General features: G+C 66.6%; 21 protein-coding genes. 14 read left to right on the top strand and 7 right to left on the bottom strand.

Annotated features, from left to right (window positions below; genetic code table 11):
* The first annotated feature begins 71 nt into the window (after nucleotides 1-71).
* From B3K53_RS15845 to B3K53_RS15835, 3 genes are all read left to right on the top strand, one after another.
* Nucleotides 72-1,142, top strand: coding sequence for an NAD(P)-dependent alcohol dehydrogenase (locus B3K53_RS15845; protein ID WP_292085576.1), 1,071 nt, complete (start codon nucleotides 72-74; stop codon nucleotides 1,140-1,142).
* A gap of 98 nt (nucleotides 1,143-1,240) precedes the next feature.
* A complete protein-coding gene (gene phbB / locus B3K53_RS15840) occupies nucleotides 1,241-1,966 on the top strand; it encodes an acetoacetyl-CoA reductase (RefSeq protein ID WP_292085575.1) in 726 nt (241 codons plus the stop codon).
* Nucleotides 1,967-2,095: 129 nt separating this feature from the next.
* Nucleotides 2,096-2,842 (top strand): DUF4908 domain-containing protein, encoded by a 747-nt coding sequence (locus B3K53_RS15835; protein WP_292085574.1) that lies wholly within the window; start codon nucleotides 2,096-2,098, stop codon nucleotides 2,840-2,842.
* A 26-nt stretch (nucleotides 2,843-2,868) separates the two neighbouring features.
* On the opposite strand, the gene B3K53_RS15830 is transcribed toward B3K53_RS15835, so the two are convergent.
* Nucleotides 2,869-3,747 carry an MBL fold metallo-hydrolase gene (locus B3K53_RS15830; protein WP_292085573.1) on the bottom strand — a complete coding sequence of 293 codons (879 nt, stop codon included), beginning with the start codon at nucleotides 3,745-3,747 and terminating at the stop codon, nucleotides 2,869-2,871.
* A gap of 71 nt (nucleotides 3,748-3,818) precedes the next feature.
* On the opposite strand from B3K53_RS15830, the gene B3K53_RS15825 reads away from it, so the two are divergent.
* The 5 genes from B3K53_RS15825 to B3K53_RS15805 all read left to right on the top strand — a co-directional run bounded on the left by B3K53_RS15825 (nucleotide 3,819) and on the right by B3K53_RS15805 (nucleotide 7,823).
* Nucleotides 3,819-4,139, top strand: coding sequence for an ArsR/SmtB family transcription factor (locus tag B3K53_RS15825; RefSeq protein WP_292085571.1), 321 nt, complete (start codon nucleotides 3,819-3,821; stop codon nucleotides 4,137-4,139).
* Between the two features lie 10 nt (nucleotides 4,140-4,149).
* Nucleotides 4,150-4,680 carry a rhodanese family protein gene (locus B3K53_RS15820; RefSeq protein WP_292085570.1) on the top strand — a complete coding sequence of 177 codons (531 nt, stop codon included), beginning with the start codon at nucleotides 4,150-4,152 and terminating at the stop codon, nucleotides 4,678-4,680.
* 2 nt (nucleotides 4,681-4,682) lie between these two features.
* Entirely contained in the window at nucleotides 4,683-5,453 is a 771-nt protein-coding gene (locus B3K53_RS15815; protein ID WP_292085568.1) for a sulfite exporter TauE/SafE family protein, read from the top strand.
* A gap of 188 nt (nucleotides 5,454-5,641) precedes the next feature.
* Nucleotides 5,642-6,397: a Crp/Fnr family transcriptional regulator gene (locus B3K53_RS15810; protein WP_292085566.1), complete on the top strand. Its 756-nt coding sequence runs from the start codon at nucleotides 5,642-5,644 to the stop codon at nucleotides 6,395-6,397.
* Between the two features lie 28 nt (nucleotides 6,398-6,425).
* Nucleotides 6,426-7,823 (top strand): transporter, encoded by a 1,398-nt coding sequence (locus B3K53_RS15805; RefSeq protein WP_292085565.1) that lies wholly within the window; start codon nucleotides 6,426-6,428, stop codon nucleotides 7,821-7,823.
* Between the two features lie 36 nt (nucleotides 7,824-7,859).
* Here the strand turns inward: B3K53_RS15805 and B3K53_RS15800 are convergent, their stop codons facing one another.
* The 4 genes from B3K53_RS15800 to B3K53_RS15785 all read right to left on the bottom strand — a co-directional run bounded on the left by B3K53_RS15800 (nucleotide 7,860) and on the right by B3K53_RS15785 (nucleotide 10,866).
* Nucleotides 7,860-8,636 carry a hypothetical protein gene (locus B3K53_RS15800; RefSeq protein ID WP_292085563.1) on the bottom strand — a complete coding sequence of 259 codons (777 nt, stop codon included), beginning with the start codon at nucleotides 8,634-8,636 and terminating at the stop codon, nucleotides 7,860-7,862.
* 176 nt (nucleotides 8,637-8,812) lie between these two features.
* Entirely contained in the window at nucleotides 8,813-9,451 is a 639-nt protein-coding gene (locus tag B3K53_RS15795; protein ID WP_292085561.1) for a C39 family peptidase, read from the bottom strand.
* A 95-nt stretch (nucleotides 9,452-9,546) separates the two neighbouring features.
* Nucleotides 9,547-9,930, bottom strand: coding sequence for a hypothetical protein (locus B3K53_RS15790; RefSeq protein ID WP_292085560.1), 384 nt, complete (start codon nucleotides 9,928-9,930; stop codon nucleotides 9,547-9,549).
* 54 nt (nucleotides 9,931-9,984) lie between these two features.
* Nucleotides 9,985-10,866, bottom strand: coding sequence for a hypothetical protein (locus tag B3K53_RS15785; RefSeq protein ID WP_292085559.1), 882 nt, complete (start codon nucleotides 10,864-10,866; stop codon nucleotides 9,985-9,987).
* Between the two features lie 308 nt (nucleotides 10,867-11,174).
* On the opposite strand from B3K53_RS15785, the gene lepA reads away from it, so the two are divergent.
* The 3 genes from lepA to B3K53_RS15770 all read left to right on the top strand — a co-directional run bounded on the left by lepA (nucleotide 11,175) and on the right by B3K53_RS15770 (nucleotide 14,626).
* Nucleotides 11,175-12,983: a translation elongation factor 4 gene (lepA, locus tag B3K53_RS15780; protein ID WP_292085558.1), complete on the top strand. Its 1,809-nt coding sequence runs from the start codon at nucleotides 11,175-11,177 to the stop codon at nucleotides 12,981-12,983.
* A 192-nt stretch (nucleotides 12,984-13,175) separates the two neighbouring features.
* Complete coding sequence (locus tag B3K53_RS15775) at nucleotides 13,176-13,574, top strand: hypothetical protein (protein ID WP_292085557.1); 399 nt, start codon at nucleotides 13,176-13,178, stop codon at nucleotides 13,572-13,574.
* Entirely contained in the window at nucleotides 13,550-14,626 is a 1,077-nt protein-coding gene (locus B3K53_RS15770) for a hypothetical protein (RefSeq protein WP_292085554.1), read from the top strand. Before B3K53_RS15775 ends, B3K53_RS15770 begins: the two co-directional genes overlap by 25 nt.
* A 68-nt stretch (nucleotides 14,627-14,694) precedes the next feature.
* Here the strand turns inward: B3K53_RS15770 and B3K53_RS15765 are convergent, their stop codons facing one another.
* Nucleotides 14,695-15,633: a DUF3883 domain-containing protein gene (locus B3K53_RS15765; protein WP_292085553.1), complete on the bottom strand. Its 939-nt coding sequence runs from the start codon at nucleotides 15,631-15,633 to the stop codon at nucleotides 14,695-14,697.
* Between the two features lie 168 nt (nucleotides 15,634-15,801).
* On the opposite strand from B3K53_RS15765, the gene B3K53_RS15760 reads away from it, so the two are divergent.
* Together B3K53_RS15760 and B3K53_RS15755 are read left to right on the top strand one after the other, a co-directional pair.
* Nucleotides 15,802-16,590 (top strand): hypothetical protein, encoded by a 789-nt coding sequence (locus B3K53_RS15760; RefSeq protein ID WP_292085552.1) that lies wholly within the window; start codon nucleotides 15,802-15,804, stop codon nucleotides 16,588-16,590.
* Between the two features lie 97 nt (nucleotides 16,591-16,687).
* Nucleotides 16,688-19,540 (top strand): M16 family metallopeptidase, encoded by a 2,853-nt coding sequence (locus B3K53_RS15755; RefSeq protein WP_292085550.1) that lies wholly within the window; start codon nucleotides 16,688-16,690, stop codon nucleotides 19,538-19,540.
* 62 nt (nucleotides 19,541-19,602) lie between these two features.
* Here B3K53_RS15755 and B3K53_RS15750 read toward each other — a convergent pair whose 3' ends face one another.
* Nucleotides 19,603-20,031: a hypothetical protein gene (locus tag B3K53_RS15750; RefSeq protein ID WP_292085549.1), complete on the bottom strand. Its 429-nt coding sequence runs from the start codon at nucleotides 20,029-20,031 to the stop codon at nucleotides 19,603-19,605.
* Nucleotides 20,032-20,117: 86 nt separating this feature from the next.
* Between B3K53_RS15750 and B3K53_RS15745 the strand changes: the two genes are divergently transcribed.
* Nucleotides 20,118-20,888, top strand: a complete 771-nt coding sequence (locus tag B3K53_RS15745) for an NYN domain-containing protein (RefSeq protein WP_292085548.1) — start codon at nucleotides 20,118-20,120, stop codon at nucleotides 20,886-20,888.
* Nucleotides 20,889-20,900: the final 12 nt, after the last annotated feature.

Genomic DNA, 20,900 nt, shown 5'->3' with positions numbered 1-20,900 from the left:
GGTCGTCTTGCGGCGACGCGGGGCGCGTCCCATCTGCGGCGCGCCTTCCCGCCAAGCTTGAGGACGCCCCCATGCCGATCGCCACGCGCGCCTTCGCCGCCACCGCCGCCGACCAGCCCCTGACGCCCTATAGCTTCGACCGCCGCGATCCCGGCTCGGACGACGTGGCGATCGAGATCAAGTATTGCGGCGTCTGCCATTCCGACCTGCACGTCGTGCACAACGACCTGGGCGGCACCCGCTATCCCATCGTGCCGGGCCACGAGATCGCGGGCGTCGTGACGGCGGTCGGCGCCAATGTCACGCGCTTCAAGGAAGGCGACCGGGTCGGGGTCGGCTGCATGGTCGACAGCTGCCGCACCTGCCCTTCGTGCCAGGCGGGCGAGGAGCAGTACTGCGTTCCCGGCATGACCCAGACCTACGGCTCGCCCGATCCCAAGGGCGAGGCGGTCGGCCAGACGATCACCCAGGGCGGCTATTCCGACCGGATCACGGTCGATCAGAACTATGTCCTGTCCATTCCCGACAGCCTGCCGCTGGACGCCGCCGCCCCCCTGCTGTGCGCGGGGATCACCACCTACAGCCCGCTGCGTCACTGGAAGGTGGGGCCGGGATCGAAGGTGGCGGTCGTCGGTCTGGGCGGCCTGGGCCATATGGCGGTCAAGCTGGCCGTGGCCATGGGGGCGGAGGTCAGCGTCCTGTCGACCTCGGACCGCAAGAAGGCCGACGCCGAGCGCATGGGCGCCAGACACTTCCTGATCAACTCCGACAAGGCCGCGATGAAGGCGGCGGCCGAGAAGTTCGACCTGATCATCAACACCGTGTCCGCCACCCACGAGATCGCCAGCCACCTGAACCTGCTGGCGCGCGACGGAACCATGGTCATGCTGGGACTGACGACCGAGGGCCTGCCGGTCTTCGCCATGCCCCTGCTGTGGCGTCGTCGCAGCGTCGCGGGCAGCCTGATCGGCGGCATCCGCGAGACCCAGGAGATGCTCGACTTCTGCGCCGCCCACGGCATCGTCTGCGACATCGAGACCATCGCCCCGCATCAGATCAACGAGGCCTATGCGCGTATGGAGAAGTCCGACGTCCGTTATCGCTTCGTCATCGACATGGCGCAGATTGATCAAGCCGCGTAACGACGCCCTCGCGCCGCCGCTTCCCCCTTGCCAATCCAGGGCGGGTTGCCGAGGGTAGGGCGACGTCGATGCGGCGTCGTCACTACAGGGGAGGGATCATGGCGCGTGTGGCTCTGGTGACCGGGGGAACCCGAGGGATCGGCAAGGCGATCGTTCAGCGGTTGAGAGAAGACGGCCTGGCCGTCGCCGCCGGCTATTCCGGCAATGACGAGGCCGCAGAGGCCACCGCCCGCGAACTGGGCGTCATGGTAGTCAAGGGCAACGTCGGCTCGTTCGAGGACTGCGAGCGGGCGGTGAAGGCGGTCGAGGCCGAACTGGGCCCCATCGACGTCCTGGTGAACAACGCCGGCATCACCCGTGACGGCTTCTTCCACAAGATGAGCGCCGATCAGTGGTCGGACGTGATCCGCGTCAACATGGACAGCGTCTTCAACATGACGCGCCAGGTGATCAACGGGATGCGCGACCGGGGCTTCGGCCGGATCGTCAACATCTCCTCGATCAACGGTCAGAAGGGGCAGATCGGCCAGACCAACTATTCCGCCGCCAAGGCAGGAATGATCGGTTTCACCAAGGCCCTGGCCCTGGAAAACGCGCGCAAGGGCGTGACCGTCAACTGCATCGCGCCCGGCTACATCGACACGGAAATGGTCGGGGCGATGGACCAGAAGGTGCTGGACGGCATCATCGCCCAGATTCCCGTCGGCCGCCTGGGCAAGGGCGAGGAGATCGCAGACATGGTGTCCTGGCTGTCGGGCGAACGTGCCGGATATGTCACAGGCTGCACCCTCTCGCTGAACGGCGGCCAGTACCTGGTTGGCTGAACCGGCTTTGCCTAAAATCCGCCGTTCGGGCGTTCCACGACTTCAACCATGATGACTACGGTCGAGGTTGCGGCGGAGAATCCGCCATGCTTCGCCGTCCCGGCGCCCCGCGCCAGGACGGTCGGAGGCGTGCGCCTCGAGCTTGCCGCCCTGATGGCGCTCGGCGCCTGCCTGTCGGCGACCCCGGCGGCGGCGCAACTGCGTTCCAACGTCCAGACCGAGCAGAGCCGGGTCATTCGCGACCAGTCGGTGACCCGCACCCTGCCCCCGCCCGGCCGCTATTCCTCCGAAGCTGGCCAGACCTTCATGCTGGACCGGGCCGGCAACCTGACGCTGCTGCGCTTCGAGCGCTCGACCGAGACCTGGGCCCTGCGTCCGACCTCGGCTCCGCGCGGCGACACCATCTATCGCAACGACGCCGGCGAGCAGGTCCTGCGCGTCACGCCGTCCGGCGGCATCACCGTCTATACGACGCGCAATCCGGGCGGATCGCCGGTTTCCGTGACCGGCCCCGCCGTCAGCCTGGAGCCGACCAGCCTAGGCCCGGTGCAGATGTTCAACCTTATGACCCGGCGCAGCAGCCTGGTCAGCGAGGCTCTGGGCCGGCTGGTCCGCATCAATCTGGACGGCCAAGAATCCGAAGCTCTGTGCATCGAGGCCCTGATCGTCACCACCGACGCCGTGGTCCGTATCGCCCGCTCGCCCAGCGCCCGCCCCTTCCTGGATCGCCTGCGCAGCATCACCGTGATCGAGGGCACACGCGCCTCGGTCAGCTATTCCAACGGCGACCTGCGTGTCGTGGTCGATCCCAAGCGTGGCATAGCCGGCCGCCCCTCCTCGGCCCGCGTCATCCGCGCGGTGATCCCGCAGGACTGAGGCCAAGGCCGGCGCGAGCCAGGCCCTCAGAGCGCGTTCAGCGGCGTCTTCAGGAAACGGCGGCCCGACGGCTCGGCCGGCGGCAGGGCGCCGGCGCGGATGTTGACCTGCAGCGCCGTCAGGATCAGCTGCGGCGGGCTGAGCGTCGCGTCGCGCGCCTCGCGCATGGTGACGAAGTCGTCTTCGGACCGCCCCCCGCCGATATGGACGTTGCGGGCCTTCTGGGCGCCCACCGTCGTCTCCCAGGCGAAGACCTCGCGTCCTTTCGGCAGATAATCATGGCCGACGAAGATGCGGGTCTCATCTGGCAGAGCGAGCAGTCGCTGGATTGAGCGATACAGGGTCCGCGCGTCGCCGCCGGGAAAGTCGCAGCGCGCCGTGCCGTAATCGGGCATGAACAGGGTGTCGCCGACGAACAGGGCGTCGCCGATCCGATAGCTGACGCAGGCTGGCGTATGCCCCGGCGTGTGCATGACCTCGACCTCCAGCTCCCCCAGACGGAAGCGGTCGCCGTCGGCGTAGGTCTCGTCGAAGACCCCGGCGTCCGGGGTCACGTCGCGGGCCTCGAACAGGTCGCCGAAGGTCTTCTGAACCTGCTTGATCCGCTCGCCGATGCCGATGGGGACTCCGGTGCGGACGCGAATAACGTCAGCGCCCGTCAGGTGGTCGGCGTGGGCGTGGGTCTCCAGCACCCGTTCCAGACGCCAGCCGCGCTCGGCCACGATGGCCAGCAGGCGGTCCACCGATACAGTCGAGGTGCGCGCCGCCGCCGGATCGAAGTCCAGCACCGGATCGATGATCGCCGCCGCCCCGGTGACGGGATCGGCCGCCACATAGCTGATCGTGTGGGTCGCCGGATCGAAAACGCCGACGACGTGAGGAACGGAAGGTGCGGCCTGGGTCATGAAACGATCTCCTTGCAGCGCCCTATATATTAGCAATTGCTAATTTAGCAATGACACATATATTGCCCGCCATGATCACACACAAATCCATAGGACTGGAGCAGTTCCAGCAAAGCGCCGGCGAGGCGACGCGACTGCTCCGGTCGCTGTCGAACGAGCACAGACTGATGATCCTGTGCCAACTCGGCAGCGGCGAACTGCAGGTGTCGCAGCTTCAACTGCTGGCCGGTCTGTCCCAGTCCGCCCTTTCGCAACATCTGGCCCGCCTTCGCGAAGACGGACTGGTGGCCACGCGTCGGGACGGCACCGCCGTCTTCTACCGTATCCACGACCCGGCCGCCCTGAAGGTGATCGCCGTGCTCGCCGACATCTACTGCCCCCCGCAAGCCTGAGGACCCCGCCATGACCCTGATCCCCCTGTCCCCTGCAGACGTGGCCGCCCGACTGAAATCCGGCGCGGCGCGTCTGATCGACATCCGTGAGCCGGATGAATACGCCCGCGACCACATCGCCGGGGCCCTGCCGGCGCCGCTGTCAGCCTTCGAGGCCGCCGACCTGACCCTCAAGGCGGGGCAGGACGTGGTCTTCATGTGCCGCTCCGGCAACCGCACCGGCGTCAACTGCCAGCGCCTGGCCGAACGCGTGGCAGGCCCGGCCTATGTCCTGGACGGCGGTCTGGACGCCTGGAAGAAGGCCGGGCTGCCGACCCGGATCGACGCCAAGGCCCCGCTGGAGCTGATGCGTCAGGTGCAGATGGCGGCGGGCGGGCTGATTCTGCTCGGCGGGCTTCTGGGCGTGACGATCCATCCTGCCTTCTGGGGTCTGAGCGCCTTCGTCGGCGCGGGTCTGTTCGTGGCCGGGGCCACCGGGTTCTGCGGCATGGCGCGTCTGCTTCTGCTCGCGCCCTGGAACCGGGCCCTGAAGCGGAGCTGACCGTGGAAACCGTCCAGCTCGCGCTCGCCGCCCTCAGCGGCGGGGTGGTCGCCCTGTTCCTGACCGTCTTCGGCGGCGGGGGATCGGTGCTGGCCGTGCCCCTGCTGCTCTATGTCGTCGGCGTACGTGATCCGCATGTCGCCATCGGCGTCTCGGCGGCCGGGGTATCGCTGAACGCGCTGACCGCCCTGGCCGGTCAGGCGCGCGCCGGCCGCGTGCGCTGGCCCTGCGCCCTCACCTTCGCCCTGTTCGGCGCGACCGGCGCCTGGTTCGGTTCGTCGATCGCCAAGGCGATAGACGGGGAGCGTCTGTTGCTCTTCTTCGCCCTCGCCATGGCGGCGGTGGGTCTGGCCATGCTGCGCCCGGCCCGCAGCGAAGGCTCGGCGGCGGTGCGCCTGTCGCCCCGCCTGGCGCCCCGCGTCGCCTTGTCGGGGGCCGGCGTCGGCGCCGCCGCCGGCTTCTTCGGCATCGGCGGCGGCTTTCTGATCGTGCCGGGCCTGATGGGCGCGACGGGCATGACCCTGGCTTTGGCGCAGGCCTCCTCGCTGGTCAGCGTCGCCGCCTTCGGCGCCACGACGGCGGTCAACTACAGCCTGTCGGGCCTGGTGTCCTGGCCCCTGGTGGGCGCCATGACCGCCGGCGGCGTGATCGGAACCCTGCTCGGCCTGCCCCTGGCCCGACACCTCGGGGCCAACGCCGCCCTTGGCCGCCGCCTGTTCGCCGGGCTGATCATCCTGGTCGCTGTCTATGTGGCGGGGAAAGCTCTGCTCTAGGCTCGCAGCCTCCCGACCGAAGCCTCGCCGTCACGCCCTGGCGCGGAAATACGTGTTTCTACGTACTTAAAGGAACACCGGCGTTCGGCGGCCGTTTGGCCGGACGGAGGAGCGCCGGATATGCATTTGGCGAAGGAGGGGCGCAGCACGGCTGGAGGGCCGTCGCCGCGCAGGAAGGCATGCCGAACATGACGTCGCGAACGCTCAGCGTGCGACGCACCGCGTCCGTGCCCACGGACACGGCGGCCCTGCGCATACTCAACACGGTCGCCCGCCTGTCCGAAGAGGAACGCGCCCTGGTGCGTCGCCTGTGCGTCTTCCAGGAAGTCATAGCGGCAGGTGAAGCCTTCAGCGCCGAGGGCCGGGCGGTGACCCCGCGCCTGATCCTCAGCGGCTGGGCCTGCCGCCAGCGCACCCTGGCGGACGGCCAGCGACAGATCTTCGGCTTCCTGCTGCCGGGGGACGGCCTGGGCCTGGGCGCGGAGCCTCGCCCGCTGGACGAGACCACCACCGTGGCCCTGACGCGCGTCGAATGCGTCGATGCGGTCATGCTGCGCGAAATCCTCAGTCTTCAGGACCCGCGTCATGATCGGCTGCGCCGCGCGCTGGTGGCCGCCCGTCGCTATGAGGACGTTTGCCTGCTGAACCATGTCGTGCGGCTGGGCCGGCAGTCCGCCCTGGCCCGCATCGGACATCTGTTGCTGGAACTGCGCGACCGCCTGCAGCGCGCGGGGCTGTGCAGCGCTGATCGGATGCACCTGCCGCTGACGCAGGAGACCCTGGCCGACGCCCTCGGACTCAGCCTGGTGCACGTCAGCCGAACGCTTGGCCAGATGAAGCGCAGCCGCCTGATCTCCATGCAGAACGGCTGGCTGACCATTCTGGACGAAGCCTACCTGCGGACCGCCTGCGACTACGGCGCCGACTACCCCGTCCTTCATTGATCCCCTGTAGCAAGAGAAAGAGAGCGTCATGATCCTGCATCGTCCTTCGCCTCGGCAGCGCGACCTGCGCGGCTCTCGTCGAAAGGGAATCCGATCCAGCCTTTTGCTGGCGTCGGTCGCGACAGTCGCCCTGATCAGCCCAGCCGCCGCCTTTGCCCAGGACGCCGATCTGGCCGCGCGGGTGGCCCGGCTGGAAGCTCTGGTGCTCGATCAACAGAAACGGATCGAGGCCCAGGAAGCGCTCCTGGCCGAGCGCGCCGCCGGGACGGTCTCGACCGCCGGGGACCCCGCATCCGAGGTCGATAGCCGCTGGCGCGTCCAGACCGATGCTTCGGGGCGCGCCATCTTCGCCGACCGCGACATGGCGGCCCTGCGCGCCGGCCAGGCGCCCGGCCAGACCGGCGCCGCGCCGCCGACCCAGGTCGCCAGCCAGGTGAACCCCAACGGCCAAATCCAGCCCACCCCGGCGCCGTCCGGCGCTCCGCCGGTCGCCCCCGCGCAAATGGAGGCCCGACGTGAGCAACTGGCGGCCATTCCGGAAGGCATCGCGGTGCTCAGCCGCGCCGGCAAGCTGTCGCTGGACCTGTCGACGGAATACACGCGCTCCAGCGCCAACCGCCTGGTCTTCCGCGGCATCGAGATCGTGCCCGGCGTCCAGATCGGCGTGATCGAGGCCAACGAGGCCGACCGCGACACCAGCGCGGTCAACATCGCCGCCAAGTACGGCCTAACCTCGCGCATGGAAGTGGACCTGCGCGCCAGCTACATCCGCCGCAACGACACCATCACCACCGTCCAGCAGCGCGATGAGGCCGTGACCCGCACCATAGACCTGAGCGGCGACGGCATCGGCGACGTGGAGGCCTCCGTCCGCTATCAGATCAATGGCGGCGAACGCGGTCGTCCGATCTTCATCGCCGGTCTGCGCGCCAAGAGCGACACCGGCGAAGGGCCGTTCGACATTCCGCGCGACGAGTTCGGGGTCGCCACTCGCCTGGCCACCGGCTCGGGCTTCTGGGGCGTGGAGCCCAGCCTCAGCTTCCTCTATCCCAGCGATCCGGCGGTCATCTTCGGCAGCGTCAGCTATTTCGCCCACCTGCCGCGCGACATCAACAAGACTGAAGGCGGCGTCCGCATTGGAGAGGTCGATCCGGGCGATGCCATCGGCATGTCCATCGGCTTCGGCTTCTCGCTCAATCCGAAGTTCTCGTTCTCCCTGGGCTACAAGCACAGCTACATTCGCCCGACCTCGAGCGAGTTAAACGACATCGTCGAGAAGTCCGACTCCCTGCAGGTCGGCGCCCTGCAGTTCGGTATGTCCTATCTGCTGACTGACCGTTTCAGCCTGAATGGCAATTTCGAGTTCGGGGTGACGGAAGACGCGCCGGATATGCGGTTCGTCCTGCGGCTGCCGATCGCCTTCTAGCCGCGCCCAGACCTCCGCTCGCGAGAGCGGGGGTCGTCAGCGGCCCAAGGATCCCACCAGGGATGTGTTGAGGTCGTAGGTCAACTGGGAAACACGCTGCTGCGCGACGCTGTTGGCCTGAATCGTCGCCAGATCGGGCAGGAATAGATTCAGCTCCATGTCCTGACGCAGATTGCGATTGTTGGCGTTGTTGATGATCAGGCTCTGCAACTGGCCCGCCGTCACACTGTGGATCAGGGCCGTCGCGCCATTGCCGTCGACCAACGCGACGCCGCCGACGATTCCTCCGGCGACGACGGTGTTGGCTGTGTTGGCTGTGTTGGCTGTGTTGCCCGTGTTGGCCGCGCTGCCTGTGCCGGCTGCGCTGCCTGTGCCGGCCGCGCTGCCTGCTCCGCCCACACTGTCCGCACCGCCTGCGCCGCCTGCGCTGCCCGCACCGGTTGAGCCGCTCGCGCCGCCTGGGGTTCCTGCGCCGCCAGCGCCGCCAGCCCCTGCGCTAGCTGTACCGCCCGCGCTGCCCGCACCACCCGCGCCACCCGCGCCAGGTACGCCGCCGGTGATCGCCGTCAGATCAATGCCGTTGCTCACCAAGGCGGTCACGGCGCTGGCCAGATCCGTCACGCCGGGCACATTGCCCTGCACCTGCGTGGTCACAGGCCCCGCAGGCGTCCAGGTCAGCTGCGTCTTCAGCGCCAACTCGTTGTTGATGTATGAGCGAATGACGACGCCGAAGCCGAAAGTGAAGCCATTGGTGGTGACGAAGCCGCCACGCAGCCCCGACAGTTCATCATCGGACAACGCCTGGGGGCCCATGGCTTCGGCCTGGGGCGCGTGCTCCGGTCCAGGGACATAGGACCGCAACCCGTCTTCCCGAACCACGGGCTGGACCCAGGTCGGCGCTCTGGCCATCGAGGTCGTCGTCGGGACGACCGGCGCGAGGGCCGTCAGGGCCATCAACAGAGAGAGAGAATATGGGCGTCGCATGACCATCACCTCAGGAACGGATCTAGAGGGAAACGCGTGGTGACCTGATAGAGCGGGGGCAGTTCCCGCGTCAGTTCCGCCAGGGAGCTGTTCGGCAGGGCCTGCCCGGGCCTCGCCCGGTTCCAGGGCGTCCATTCCGCCGCCTGGTTAAACTTGTCCGCGGGCTCGCGAAGCACGAAGGCGACGCCGTTCCACATCGCCGTGAACTGCTCGCGCGTGTAGATCTTCAGCCCCAGGGCGGGGTCGCCGACCAGGACGCGTCCCGCATCGTCGCCCTTAAACACCACGAAATGCTTGTAGCCGGCCGTGTCGATCATCACGATCGCGGGTCGGTTCATGTCTTCGAGGTCTTTCAGGCTCAGTCGGAAGCCGTCCGCCTGATAGCCGTTGGCTTCGAGAAACTTCTTCATGTCGAGCAAGGAGAAGCCGACGCGCTGGATCACGCTCGGATCACCGGCGGCGTACATGGCGCGAAACACCTGCTCCTCGCCGACATCGCGGTTGTAGTGATAGCGTAGCAGCGTGGCCAGGGCCGCAGACCCGCAGCTGAAGTCATAGCGCTGACGCACCACGGTTCTGAACGGAATGTCGCGATAGCTGACGACGTTGAGCCGGGACTGAGCCGACCCGTTGCTGATGATCACCTCCGCGCCAACCGGAGCCGCGCCCGACCATGCTGCACACAGGACCGCGAGCGACAAGGCCGCGCCGGACCGGAAACCAGGACCCCCCGTGCGTTTCACGGCGTGGGCCCCGTTGTAACGATGTTGATCGTGATGGCGCCTTGCAGATTGTTGTTGTGGCCCGTGTTCATCACGAAATTGCCGATGCCATTGTAGCCCGCGAAGGCGCCGCCCGCGAAGGTGATACCGCCGGAACCGACGCTATTGGCGTTGACGCTGTTGCCACTGTTGGTCGCCTTGAGCAGCTGGTCGCTGGCGATGACGACAACGACGCCCTGACGGCCGTTGAGATCGTGCAATTCCGCCAGATCCAGAGGCTGAATGGCGGGCGACGTCGACGCCGCAGGGGCTTGCGTAGCCGCGGCCGGCGCCGAGATCGGAGGCGGGGGAGCGGGATCCGAGCCGGCGAACAGCAGCGCGGCGCTTAGAACGATGAGCATGGCTTCCTCCCGGAAGAGATCGGCGGCCGGGAAACCCGACCGCCGACTGCAGGCTTAGAGTGCGCCGCCGTTGCCGAAGGTCACGTTGGCGTTGGCGCTGACGGCCGTCGCCGCCTGGCCGATCGAACCCATGCCGGTGTTATTGCTCACCGTCTGGATGCCGGCGAAGCCGGCGAAGGCGCCGCCGTCCTGGCCGATGTTGCCGGTGGTCAGCGTACCGATATGGTGATCGCTGCCGCCCGCCGCGAAGCTCTGGCCGCTCACGGTGGCGTCGAGGTCCTGGTTGGTCAGGGACACCCGGATATTCCAGTTCGTGGTCGAGTTATCGGTATTGAAAGAGTCGTCCACCTTGGTGTTGTAGGAGTCGTCCACCTTGGTGTTGAACGAGTCGTCTACCGAGTTATCGACCGAATTATCCGTATTGTAGGAATCATCGACCTTGGTATTGGTCGAGTTGTCAGTATTGTACGAGTCATCAACCTTGGTGTTGTAAGAATCGTCAACATCAGTTTTCGAGTTATCGTTAAACGAGTCGTCGTAGTCAGTCTTGGTGTTGAACGAATCGTCATAGTCTGTCTTAGTGTTCACCGAGTTGTCGGTCTTCGAGTTATCGTTGAACGAGTCATCATACTTCGTATTGGTCGAAGAGTCGCTGTTATACGAGTCATCGACCTTGGTATTGGTCGAAGCGTCGCTGTTATACGAATCATCAACCTTGGTGTTGGTCGAAGAGTCGCTATTGAAGGAATCGTCGACCTTGGTGTTGGTCGAAGCATCGTTCTTGGTGTTGAACGAGTCATCGATGTCGTTCTGTGACTGGCTATTATAAGAATCGTCCGTCCCGTTCGGGTCCGGATGAGCCTGGGCCGAAGCCACAGTTGCAAAGGTCAGCACCCCCAAGAGAATAGCTGCCGAACTCATCAATTTGGCACGCATATCGTTAGCCTCCAGATCAAAATGGATACGGAGGTTCCTCCACCTCCGGACAACCCAATCGCTCCGAGAGACCCTCGTTCCCCGTTCGCGCAGCAGGGGAATCGGTCCAAAAACGTACATTCTTCAGGCGTCTCCGCGACGCCGAACCTCATTTGTTATGGCGCCGGGCGGCCGGGCGTATCAGGTCGGATCATTTGATCAGGCGACCACCCGGAATAAACTCTGCCCCTCGCCGCGCTCGACCAGAAAATCGCCGCGCACACCCGACGCATGGCGTTTGAGCGCGCCGGATGCTAAGCGCGCGGACCATGACGACGCCCCCTATCGAACGCATCCGCAACTTCTCGGTGGTCGCCCACATCGACCACGGCAAATCCACGCTGTCGGACCGGTTGATCCAGCACACCGGCGGCCTGTCCGCACGGGAAATGTCGGAACAGGTCCTCGACAACATGGACATCGAGAAGGAACGCGGAATCACCATCAAGGCGCAGACCGTGCGCCTGAACTACAAGGCCCAGGACGGGCTGGAGTATGTTCTGAACCTGATGGACACGCCGGGGCACGTCGACTTCGCCTACGAAGTCTCGCGCTCGCTGGCCGCGTGCGAAGGCTCGATCCTGGTGGTGGACGCCTCACAGGGCGTCGAGGCCCAGACCCTGGCCAACGTCTATCAGGCGATCGACAACAACCACGAGATCGTGCCGGTCCTGAACAAGATCGACCTGCCCGCCGCCGAGCCGGACCGGGTGCGGGCCCAGATCGAGGACGTCATCGGCATCGACGCCTCGGACGCCGTCATGTGCTCGGCCAAGTCGGGCATCGGCATCGAGGACGTGCTGGAGGCCATCGTCACCCGCCTGCCGGCGCCCCAGGGCGACATCGACGCCCCCTTGAAGGCCATGCTGGTCGACGCCTGGTACGACCCCTACCTGGGCGTGGTCCTGCTGGTGCGCGTCTTCGACGGCGTGCTGAAGGCCGGGATGCGGGTCAAGATGATGCAGTCCGGCTCGACCCACCTGGTCGACCGCGTCGGGGTCTTCCTGCCCAAGAACACCCCGGTCGAGGCGCTTGGCCCGGGCGAGGTCGGCTTCATCACCGCCCAGATCAAGGAAGTGGCCCACGCCGCCGTCGGCGACACCATCACCGACGAGAAGAAGCCGACCTCTGAACCGCTGAAGGGCTTCAAGGACGTCCAGTCGGTGGTCTTCTGCGGCCTCTTCCCGGTCGACGCCGCCGACTTCGAGGACCTGCGCGCCGCCATCGGCAAGCTGCGCCTGAACGACGCCAGCTTCACCTATGAGATGGAATCCAGCGCCGCCCTGGGCTTCGGCTTCCGCTGCGGCTTCCTGGGCCTGCTGCACCTGGAGATCATTCAGGAGCGCCTGAGCCGCGAGTTCAACCTGGACCTGATCGCCACGGCCCCCTCGGTCGTCTACAAGATCGGCCTGCGCGACGGCCGCGAGATCGACCTGCACAACCCGGCCGACCTGCCCGACGTGATGCAGATCGAGACCATCAGCGAGCCGTGGATCAAGGCCACCATCCTGACCCCCGACGAATACCTGGGCGGCGTCATCAAGCTGTGTCAGGACCGCCGCGGCACCCAGGTCGAGCTGTCCTATGTCGGCAGCCGCGCGCTCGTCGTCTATGAGCTCCCGCTGAACGAGGTGGTCTTCGACTTCTACGACCGCCTGAAGTCGATCTCGAAGGGCTACGCCTCGTTCGACTACGAGATCACCGACTACAAGGTCGGCGACCTGGTCAAGATGAGCATCCTGGTCAACGCCGAGCCGGTCGACGCCCTGTCGATGCTGGTCCACCGCGCCCGCGCCGAGACCCGTGGACGCGGCATGGTCGAGAAGATGAAGGAGTTGATCCCGCCCCACATGTTCGTCATCCCGATCCAGGCGGCCATCGGAGGCAAGATCATCGCCCGCGAAACCGTCCGCGCCCTGCGCAAGGACGTGACCTCGAAGTGCTACGGCGGCGACGCCACCCGCAAGAAGAAGCTGCTGGAGAAGCAGAAGGCCGGCAAGAAGCGCATGCGCCAGTTCGGCAAGGTCGAAATCCCGCAGGAAGCCTTCATCGCCGCGCTGAAGATGGATGAGGATTGAGGATTAGACGTCGGGTCGTGTCTCAAGGCGGCACTGTGCATCGGTAGACTGCGCTCGTGCGAGCGCGAAGCTTCACAGCTACAGCGTTGCCATTGACTGAACGGCGAAATATGGGGGGTTTGCCTTAGCCGCGAGGCAACGCAACCGAGAACCCCTTTGGCTAAACGATCAATCACGGATCAGGAGATCGCCTTGATTAAGGCCATGCTGGCGCGTGGCATGGCGAACAAGGACATTCAGTTCTACTTCAATCGCCAGGATCGCCCCGTGAACTCGGGTCGCATCACCGGGATAAGGAAGGGCGTCTATGGCAACTCCCGTTCGATCCCGACGGCGAGCGGGGCCGATCTCGACGGGTTCTTGGCAGTCTTCAAGTCACCCGACCTGTCGGGCGTGGCGACACCATTAGGGCCCAAGTCCCCGCTAGACCCCAGCATCATCGCCGCATTTTTCAAAAGAGACACGAACGGCATTCACCGCCTGATCGACGGCGAATCCGATACTCGCGAGTGCAAGCTCGGCTTCGGGGAGGCTATGTCTTTTTTGGCGTTGCCGACGGCGGTCACATGGGCGACGCTGGAGAAGACTTGAGCCATGCCGTGGTCGGCATGGGAACGGACGAGTTCAGCAATGTCGACCCGGCCGTAGTCACAGGAAAGTTGAAATCGATCCTGGACCCAACCCCCCGCATCGAAATGGCTTCCGTCGAGATCGGCGGCATCAGAATCGGCGTCATTCATGTCGAACAACACCCCAGTCGTCCAATCATCGCCCAGAAGACTGAGGGCGACAAAATCAAGGAAGGCGACATCTTCTATCGCTATCCAGGTCAGTCCGCTCGCATAAAATACAGCGATCTACGGGCGATGCTGGATCAACGTGACCGCCAAGCCAGACTTGATGTGATGCCTATGGTCGAGCGACTTCTCGCACTGGGGCCGCAGCGGGCTCTGGTCGCCGATCTTGAGGAAGGCGTGCTAGCTAATGGGCAGGGACGCATCGCCATCGACTCGGAACTGCTCAAGAACATCAGCTTCATCCGAGAGGGCAACTTCGATGAGGTGGCGGGCGCACCGACCTTGAAACTGATCGGCGAAGTGGTGCCCGTCGATCAGAATGACATTCGAAGCCGGGGAGTGCTAACGGACGACGTCTTCTTGCGTAACTTCCTCTCTGGCCAGACTATTTCGCAGCCAACCGAGTACATTCGTTATGCCGCTGTTGGAGGTCGAGCCGCCTGGCTTCCCATTGGATATTTCGCACAAAAAGCCGGACTGTCCCGACGGGCCGTACGGGAACTGGTTGCGGGTTTGCCCGGCGATACGGCTCAAAAGAAAGTTCTTCTTACCCGGATCGACAAGGCTGACGGCGCAAAGAAGAACTATGCGGGTTCGCCGAAAACCATCGTGGAAAAGCTGATGGCGGGCCAGATCATTGAACCGACAGATGCAAAGTCAGCGGGCAGCATCGCCCAAGCAATATGCGGTCTGAGGGAGAAAGTCCCCCTGCTGCTAGCGGACCTTCTTGGCTTACTCGGTCGTTGCCTTGCTGCCATAGATGCTGAAGGACGGACGCCCGCCCTCAGTTCTGTCCGTCGCGCGGCCTGCCGTATAGACGAACTGTTCTTCCCCCTGACCGACTAGACATGCCGATTGTTAGGCAGATCAGATGTTCCGCTTCGCGCAATACGTGCGCGCGGCCCAGCCTGCCCTCAAAACCCCGCCCGCCATGTCTCCGCCGTTAGCGTCACCGTCGTCTCAAGCGGGGGCTTGAGCTGGAACAGGGCGGGGGCGGCGGCGAGGTCGTGGAGGCGGTAGAGGCGCCAGGCGTCGGGGCGTTCGGCTGAGACCTCGCGCTCGGTGCGGGTCAGGAAGAAGTCGGTGGCGGGGCCGCCGCGGGTGGCCTTGACCTCGATTAGACGCTCCTTGCCTGCCGGGTCGAAGCTGCGGATGTCATAGCCGGCGCCGTCGCCGTGTTCCTGGGACGTCCATTCGACCTTGCGCGCCAGATCGGGGCGGTCGTGGGCGATCAGGAAGGCGCGTTCGTGGTGGAAGACGTGATGCTCGCCCCACTGGCCGAGGGCGCGGTTGCGGTGGTCGCGGGCCGCGGGGTCGTATTTGCGGACGATGCGAGCGAGACCCTCGGGGCGGGGCTTGCGACCGGGGCCGAGCGGCGGCGGGGCGGTGATGGGGAGGATGCTTCCTGAGGGGAGCGGTCCCAATGGCGAGCGTGAGGTCGGCCCCTCCACCACTGCGTGGTCCCCCTCCCCATTCCATGGGGAGGAAAAGGGGGCGGCGGTCTCTGACATGCCGGGATGGGCTTCGGCGGCGAGGCCCAGGCTCCAGGCGTCGGGGTGGGCGTCGAGGTAGCGTTCGACGGCGGGGAAGATCGCGCCCTGGATATTGTCCTTTCGCTTGTAGCCGCGGATCGTCGGCAGGCCGAGATCGGCCAGCACCGACGACAGATTCATGTGCTTGAACTCGACCGAGCGGTGCGAACGCCCCGTGCGCGCCATCAGGTCGCGGGCGTGGTGCGCCTTGACGAAGGCGCGACCCGCCAACTCAGCGGTCAGAATGGCGAAATAAGTGGCGACGATGGCGTCGAGTTCGTCAGCCTGCCAGTCGGTTCCTACTTTTGATGGGTCGATCATGGCCCCTCCGCCTACCAGAGGTTAGCTTTGCCGTGAGGGGTTGACCAGGCGGGGCGGGTGGGTCGCCTGGGGTATTATCAGCACCTTGAATCAAGGCCGCGCCTGCTCTGGCGGGCCGTTCCGGGTCTTTTGCCAGCCGAGGTCGGGCGCGGGTCTATCCTCTGGCGCATGACAGACGCCCCGGAGCCGCCTCGCGGCGAGTTTCCCTTCCGCCGACCCAAGAAGGCGCCGACGCCCGGCGCCGGAGACAGGCCGGCCCATTATCGGCTGTCGGGGGCGACGTGGGAGATCATTCTCGACGAGTATCGCAACGGGGCGACCGTGCCGGAGCTGAGCGAGCGGTGGCGGGTGTCGGGCCATGCCTTGCGCAAGCGGATCACGGTGCACGGCGCGACCAAGCGCGACTGGGGCGATCAGATCGCCATCGAGACAGCCAAGGCGCGCGAGGCGGCGCAAGGCGAGGCCGAAAAGGCCAGGGTGGAGCAGGAAGCCGCGGCCGAGGCGGCGCTGGCCCAGGCCCTGTTCGGGCCGCTGACGGCCGAGGACGCGCACGAGGGCAAGGCGGCGGTGCTGGCCTCGACGGCGATGATCGCCTCGGGCCGGGCCATGCTGATGCGGCGGCTGCCCGAGGCCCAGGGGCTGGCGCGGCTGGCCGAGGTCTATGTGCGGCTGATGGACCGGCAGGAGAAGACCCACAGCTTCGAGACCACGCCGCTGGAGGTGCTGCTGGCGGCGCGGTTCAACGGCGAGATGATGAGCGCGCGCTTCGCCCTGACGCCGGAGTCGAAACACGACGACCCCCAGTATGAGCTGAAGGCCCTCTACTGGGATCAGCTGAAGCTAGAGAGGGACGTCTACCGGGACGTGGTGACGGAGGCCCAGCGCGAGGCCGCCGAGGCCCGGCGCGAGATGCGCGAGGCGCAGGCGGCGCTGGAGGCGCTGAAGGCGACCACCTGAACATGAACAATCGTTCATAGACGCATGTGTCGCGTTGCCGTTCGGTGATGCACAGTTAAGGTCCGCCCCCAGCATTATCTGTTGGGGACTGAAATCCATGCGTCTTGCCGCCTCTTCCGTCGCGCTGGCCGCCCTTGTGGCCGTCGCTTCGCCCGTTCTGGCCCATGCGCCCGCCGCCGCGACGGCCGTGAGCGCGCCGTCGGCCACGCCGCTGCGCGGGGCGCCGGTGTCCGAACTGGTCGCCCGCGTCGACATTCCGTGGAAGCGCTTCCAGCTGGAGAACGGCCTGACCGTTCTGGTCCATGAAGACCGCAAGGCGCCGGTGGTGGCGGTGTCGGTCTGGTACAATGTCGGCTCCAAGGACGAGCCCAAGGGTTCGACCGGCTTCGCCCACCTGTTCGAGCACCTGATGTTCGGCGGGTCGGAGAACTCGCCGTCCAGCCACATCTCGACGATGAACGCGGCCGGCGCCACGGGCCTGAACGGCACGACCTGGTTCGACCGCACCAACTACTTCCAGACCGTGCCGACCCCGGCGCTGGACTACACCCTGTATCTGGAATCCGACCGCATGGGCTATCTGCTGGGGCAGGTCAGCCAAGAGGTGCTGGATCTGCAGCGCGGCGTCGTCCAGAACGAGAAGCGCCAGGGCGACAACCAGCCCTACGGCCTGACCTATTACGCCACCTTGGAAGCCCTCTTCCCCGAGGGTCACCCCTATCGCCACTCGACCATCGGCTCGATGGCCGACCTGGACGCCGCCAGCATGGAGACGGTGCGCGACTGGTTCCGTCAGAACTACGGCCCCAACAACGCCATCCTGGTCCTGTCGGGCGACATCGACGAGGCCAAGGCCCGCGAACTGAGCCAGCGCTACTTCGGCGCCATCGCGCGCGGCCCTGTGCACACCCCGGTTCCGGCCGACGTGCCGACCCTGGCGGCCCCGGTCGAGCAGGTGCTGCATGACCGCGTGGCCCAGACCCGCATCAGCCGCACCTGGACGACGCCGGGCCTGAACGACCCGGACTCGGTGCCACTGAGCGTCGGCGCCTCGGTGCTGGGCGGCCTGGCCAGCTCGCGTCTGGACAATGTCCTGGTGCGCGACGAGCAGATCGCCTCCAGCGTTTCGGCCGGCAACCAGACCTTCCAGCGCGTCAGCATGTTCAGCTACTCGGCCATGGTGAAGCCGGGCGCCGACGCCGACGCCGTGGCCAAGCGCATGGACGAGGTCCTGGCCGACCTGATCGCCAACGGCCCGACCCAGGACGAGATCGACCGCGTGGTGACGCAGTACGCCTCGCGTCGCATCCAGGGTCTGGAAATGGCCAACGGCAAGGCCTCGGTCCTGGCCGAGGGCCAGCTCTATTCGGGCGATCCCGACTTCTACAAGAAGGAGCTGGCGGCCTATGCGGCGGTGACCCCGGCCCAGGTTCAGGCCGCGCTCAAGAAGTGGCTGAGCCGTCCCGTCTACAGCCAGATCGTCAAGCCGGGCGAGCGTGAAGCCTATGTCGACGCCGCCGCCGCCCCGTCGGGCGCGACCCCGACCCCGGCGGCACCGATCCAGCGCGTGGCCCGTGAGGCGACCCCGGCCATCGGTCAAGTCTCCAACGTCGACTTCCCCGCCGTCGAACGCGCCGCCCTGTCGAACGGGATCGAGGTGGTCTACGCCCGCTCGACCACCGTGCCGGTGACCCGCGTGGCCCTGGAGTTCGACGCCGGCGTCGCCGCCGACCGCGCCGACCGCCTGGGCGCCCACACCCTGATGCTGAACGTCATGCAGGAAGGCACCACGACGCGCGACTCCAAGGCCCTGGCCGAGGCCCAGGAACGTCTGGGCGCCAGCGTCTCGGTCGGCTCGTCGATGGACCGCACCACGGCCAGCCTGTCGACCGTGACCACCAACCTGCAACCGTCGCTGACCCTGCTGTCGGACGTGGTGCGCAACCCCGCCTTCGCTCCGGCCGAGGTCGAGCGCCTGCGCGCCCAGCGTCTGGCCGGCCTGGCCAATGAGAAGACCCAACCGGCCGCCATCGCCGGCCGCGCCCTGCCGCCGCTGATCTATGGCGAGGGCCACCCCTATGGCCGTTCGTTCAGCGGCTCGGGCGACGAAGCCGTCGTTCGCGGCCTGACGCGCGCCGATCTGGTCGCCGAGCACGCCGCCTGGATCCGTCCGGACAACGCCAAGCTGTTCGTCGTGTCGGACCTGCCGCTGGCCGAACTGAAGCCGCAGCTGGAAGCCGCCTTCGGCGACTGGCGCGCGCCGACGACGGCCAAGGGGACCAAGGCCTTCAACGCCGCCCTGCCCCAGACCTCGGCGCGGATCGTCCTGATCGACCGTCCGCAATCGCCGCAGTCGCTGATCTACGGCGGTCAGGTGCTGCCGGTGTCGGGCACCGACGACATCCTGACCCTGACCACGGCCAACACCGTGCTGGGGGCCGACTTCCTGTCGCGGATCAACGCCGACCTGCGCGAGACCAAGGGCTGGTCCTACGGGGTGCGCGGCAACGTCAGCACTCTGCAGAACCGCTCGCCCTATATCGTCAACGCCCCGGTCCAAGCCAACCGCACGGGCGAATCCATCGCCGCCCTGATCGGTCAGTACGAGCGCTTCCTCGGCGCCGACGGCGTGACCCAGGCCGAACGCGACCGCACCGTGCTGGGCGACACGCGCGGCCTGTCGGGCAGCTATGAGACCTCGTTCCAGGTCCTGGGCGCCCTGCGCTCCAACGCCCTGTACGGCCGTGCCGACGGCTATCAGGAAGCCCTGGCCGGCCGCATCAACGCCCTGACGGCCCAGCAGATGGACGCCGCCGCCCGCGCAGCCATCGACCCGGCCAAGTTCGTCTGGGTGGTGGTCGGCGACGCCTCGGTGGTCAAGCCGCAGCTGGACGCCCTGGGTCTGCCGGTCGAGGTCCGCTCTGCTCCGGCCCCGACGACGGCCCAGTAAGGCCGGTCAGTCGACACGAACGGAAAGGCCGGCGGGGCGACCCGCCGGCCTTTTTCGTTGGGCTAGTGCTTGCGGAAGCGCGCCGCGTCGGCGGCCAGACCCGCGCCCCAGTCGGTCGTGGGGTGATCGGGCTCGGGCACGAAGGGCAGTTCGCCGGCGACGCCGCGAATGGCCAGCGCCAGAGGCAGGGCGTAGTGGGGCATGAGACGCAGCGGCTTCCTGCGCTTGTCGGTCACGTCCCAGCCCAGGGCCTCGAAGGCCTCGGCCAGATCGGCGCCGGACAGGCGATGGATATCGTCCCAATCCGCAGGGAGTTCGACGGCTTCGGCCTCATCGCCAGTCAGGCCGAACAGGGCTTGGGTCAGGGCGTCGATCTCGGGAAACTCGTCGCGGGCGTCGGGGTCGGCGTAGCGCGGCTTCATCAGCGCCTTCAGTTCCAGATCATCGACGCCGGGCAGGTCGATCAGGCGGCGCAGGGATGCATTGGTCATGGCCTGCTGTAGCACGCCCGACGCCGGTTGACCGCGCCCGCCTGCGGGTCGAGGCTGACGGCGTGTAAATCCAGAAGGCCTCGTCCATGCCGACCGACCTGCCCACCGCCGCCCGCGCGCCGCGCCTGGCCGTCCTGATAGACGGCGAGAACGCCTCGGCCCGGATCGCGGAGGCCCTGTTCACCGAAATCGCCACCCTGGGCGAGGCCTCGGCCCGACGCATCTACGGCGACTCAGCCAACCCCTCGCTGAAAGGCTGGGTCGAGGTTCTGCCGCGCTGGGCAATCCAATGGCAGCAGAACTTCGCCAACACCAAGGGCAAGAACTCGGGCGACATCGCCCTGGTGATCGACGCCATGGACCTGTTGCACTCCGGGCGGTTCGACGGCTTCTGCCTGGTGTCGTCGGACAGCGATTTCACCCGGCTGGCGGCGCGCATCCGCGAGCAGGGCGTGCCGGTCTACGGCTTTGGCGAGCGCAAGACGCCCGAGAGCTTCCGCCAGGCCTGCACCCGTTTCATCTATACCGAGAACCTGACCGGACGGGGCGGAGGGAACGAGGATGGCGGAGAGCCGGCGCCCGTGCCGGTCGCGGAGAAGAAACCCGCAGACGCCGTGCGCCTGATCGCCGCCGCCATCGCCGACATGGACGAGGACGGCGACGGCTGGGTCAATATCGGCGGCATCGGCAGCCGGCTGAGGAACGCCTATCCCGACTTCGACCAGCGCACCTACGGACACGCCAAGCTGTCCGACCTGATCCGCGCCACCGGCCGTTTTGATGTAAAGACGGGCACTGCAAACGCTATGCTTGTCCGCGTGAAGCCGAAGAAGGACGCCGGCGGCAAGGCGAAGTAGCGCCCGCCCCCT

Origin of the sequence: Brevundimonas sp. UBA7506, from assembly GCF_002479495.1 — a bacterium.
Classification (GTDB): domain Bacteria; phylum Pseudomonadota; class Alphaproteobacteria; order Caulobacterales; family Caulobacteraceae; genus Brevundimonas.
The sequence above is the reverse complement of the archived record's forward strand: the minus strand, read 5'-3'. Positions and strand labels throughout refer to the sequence as shown.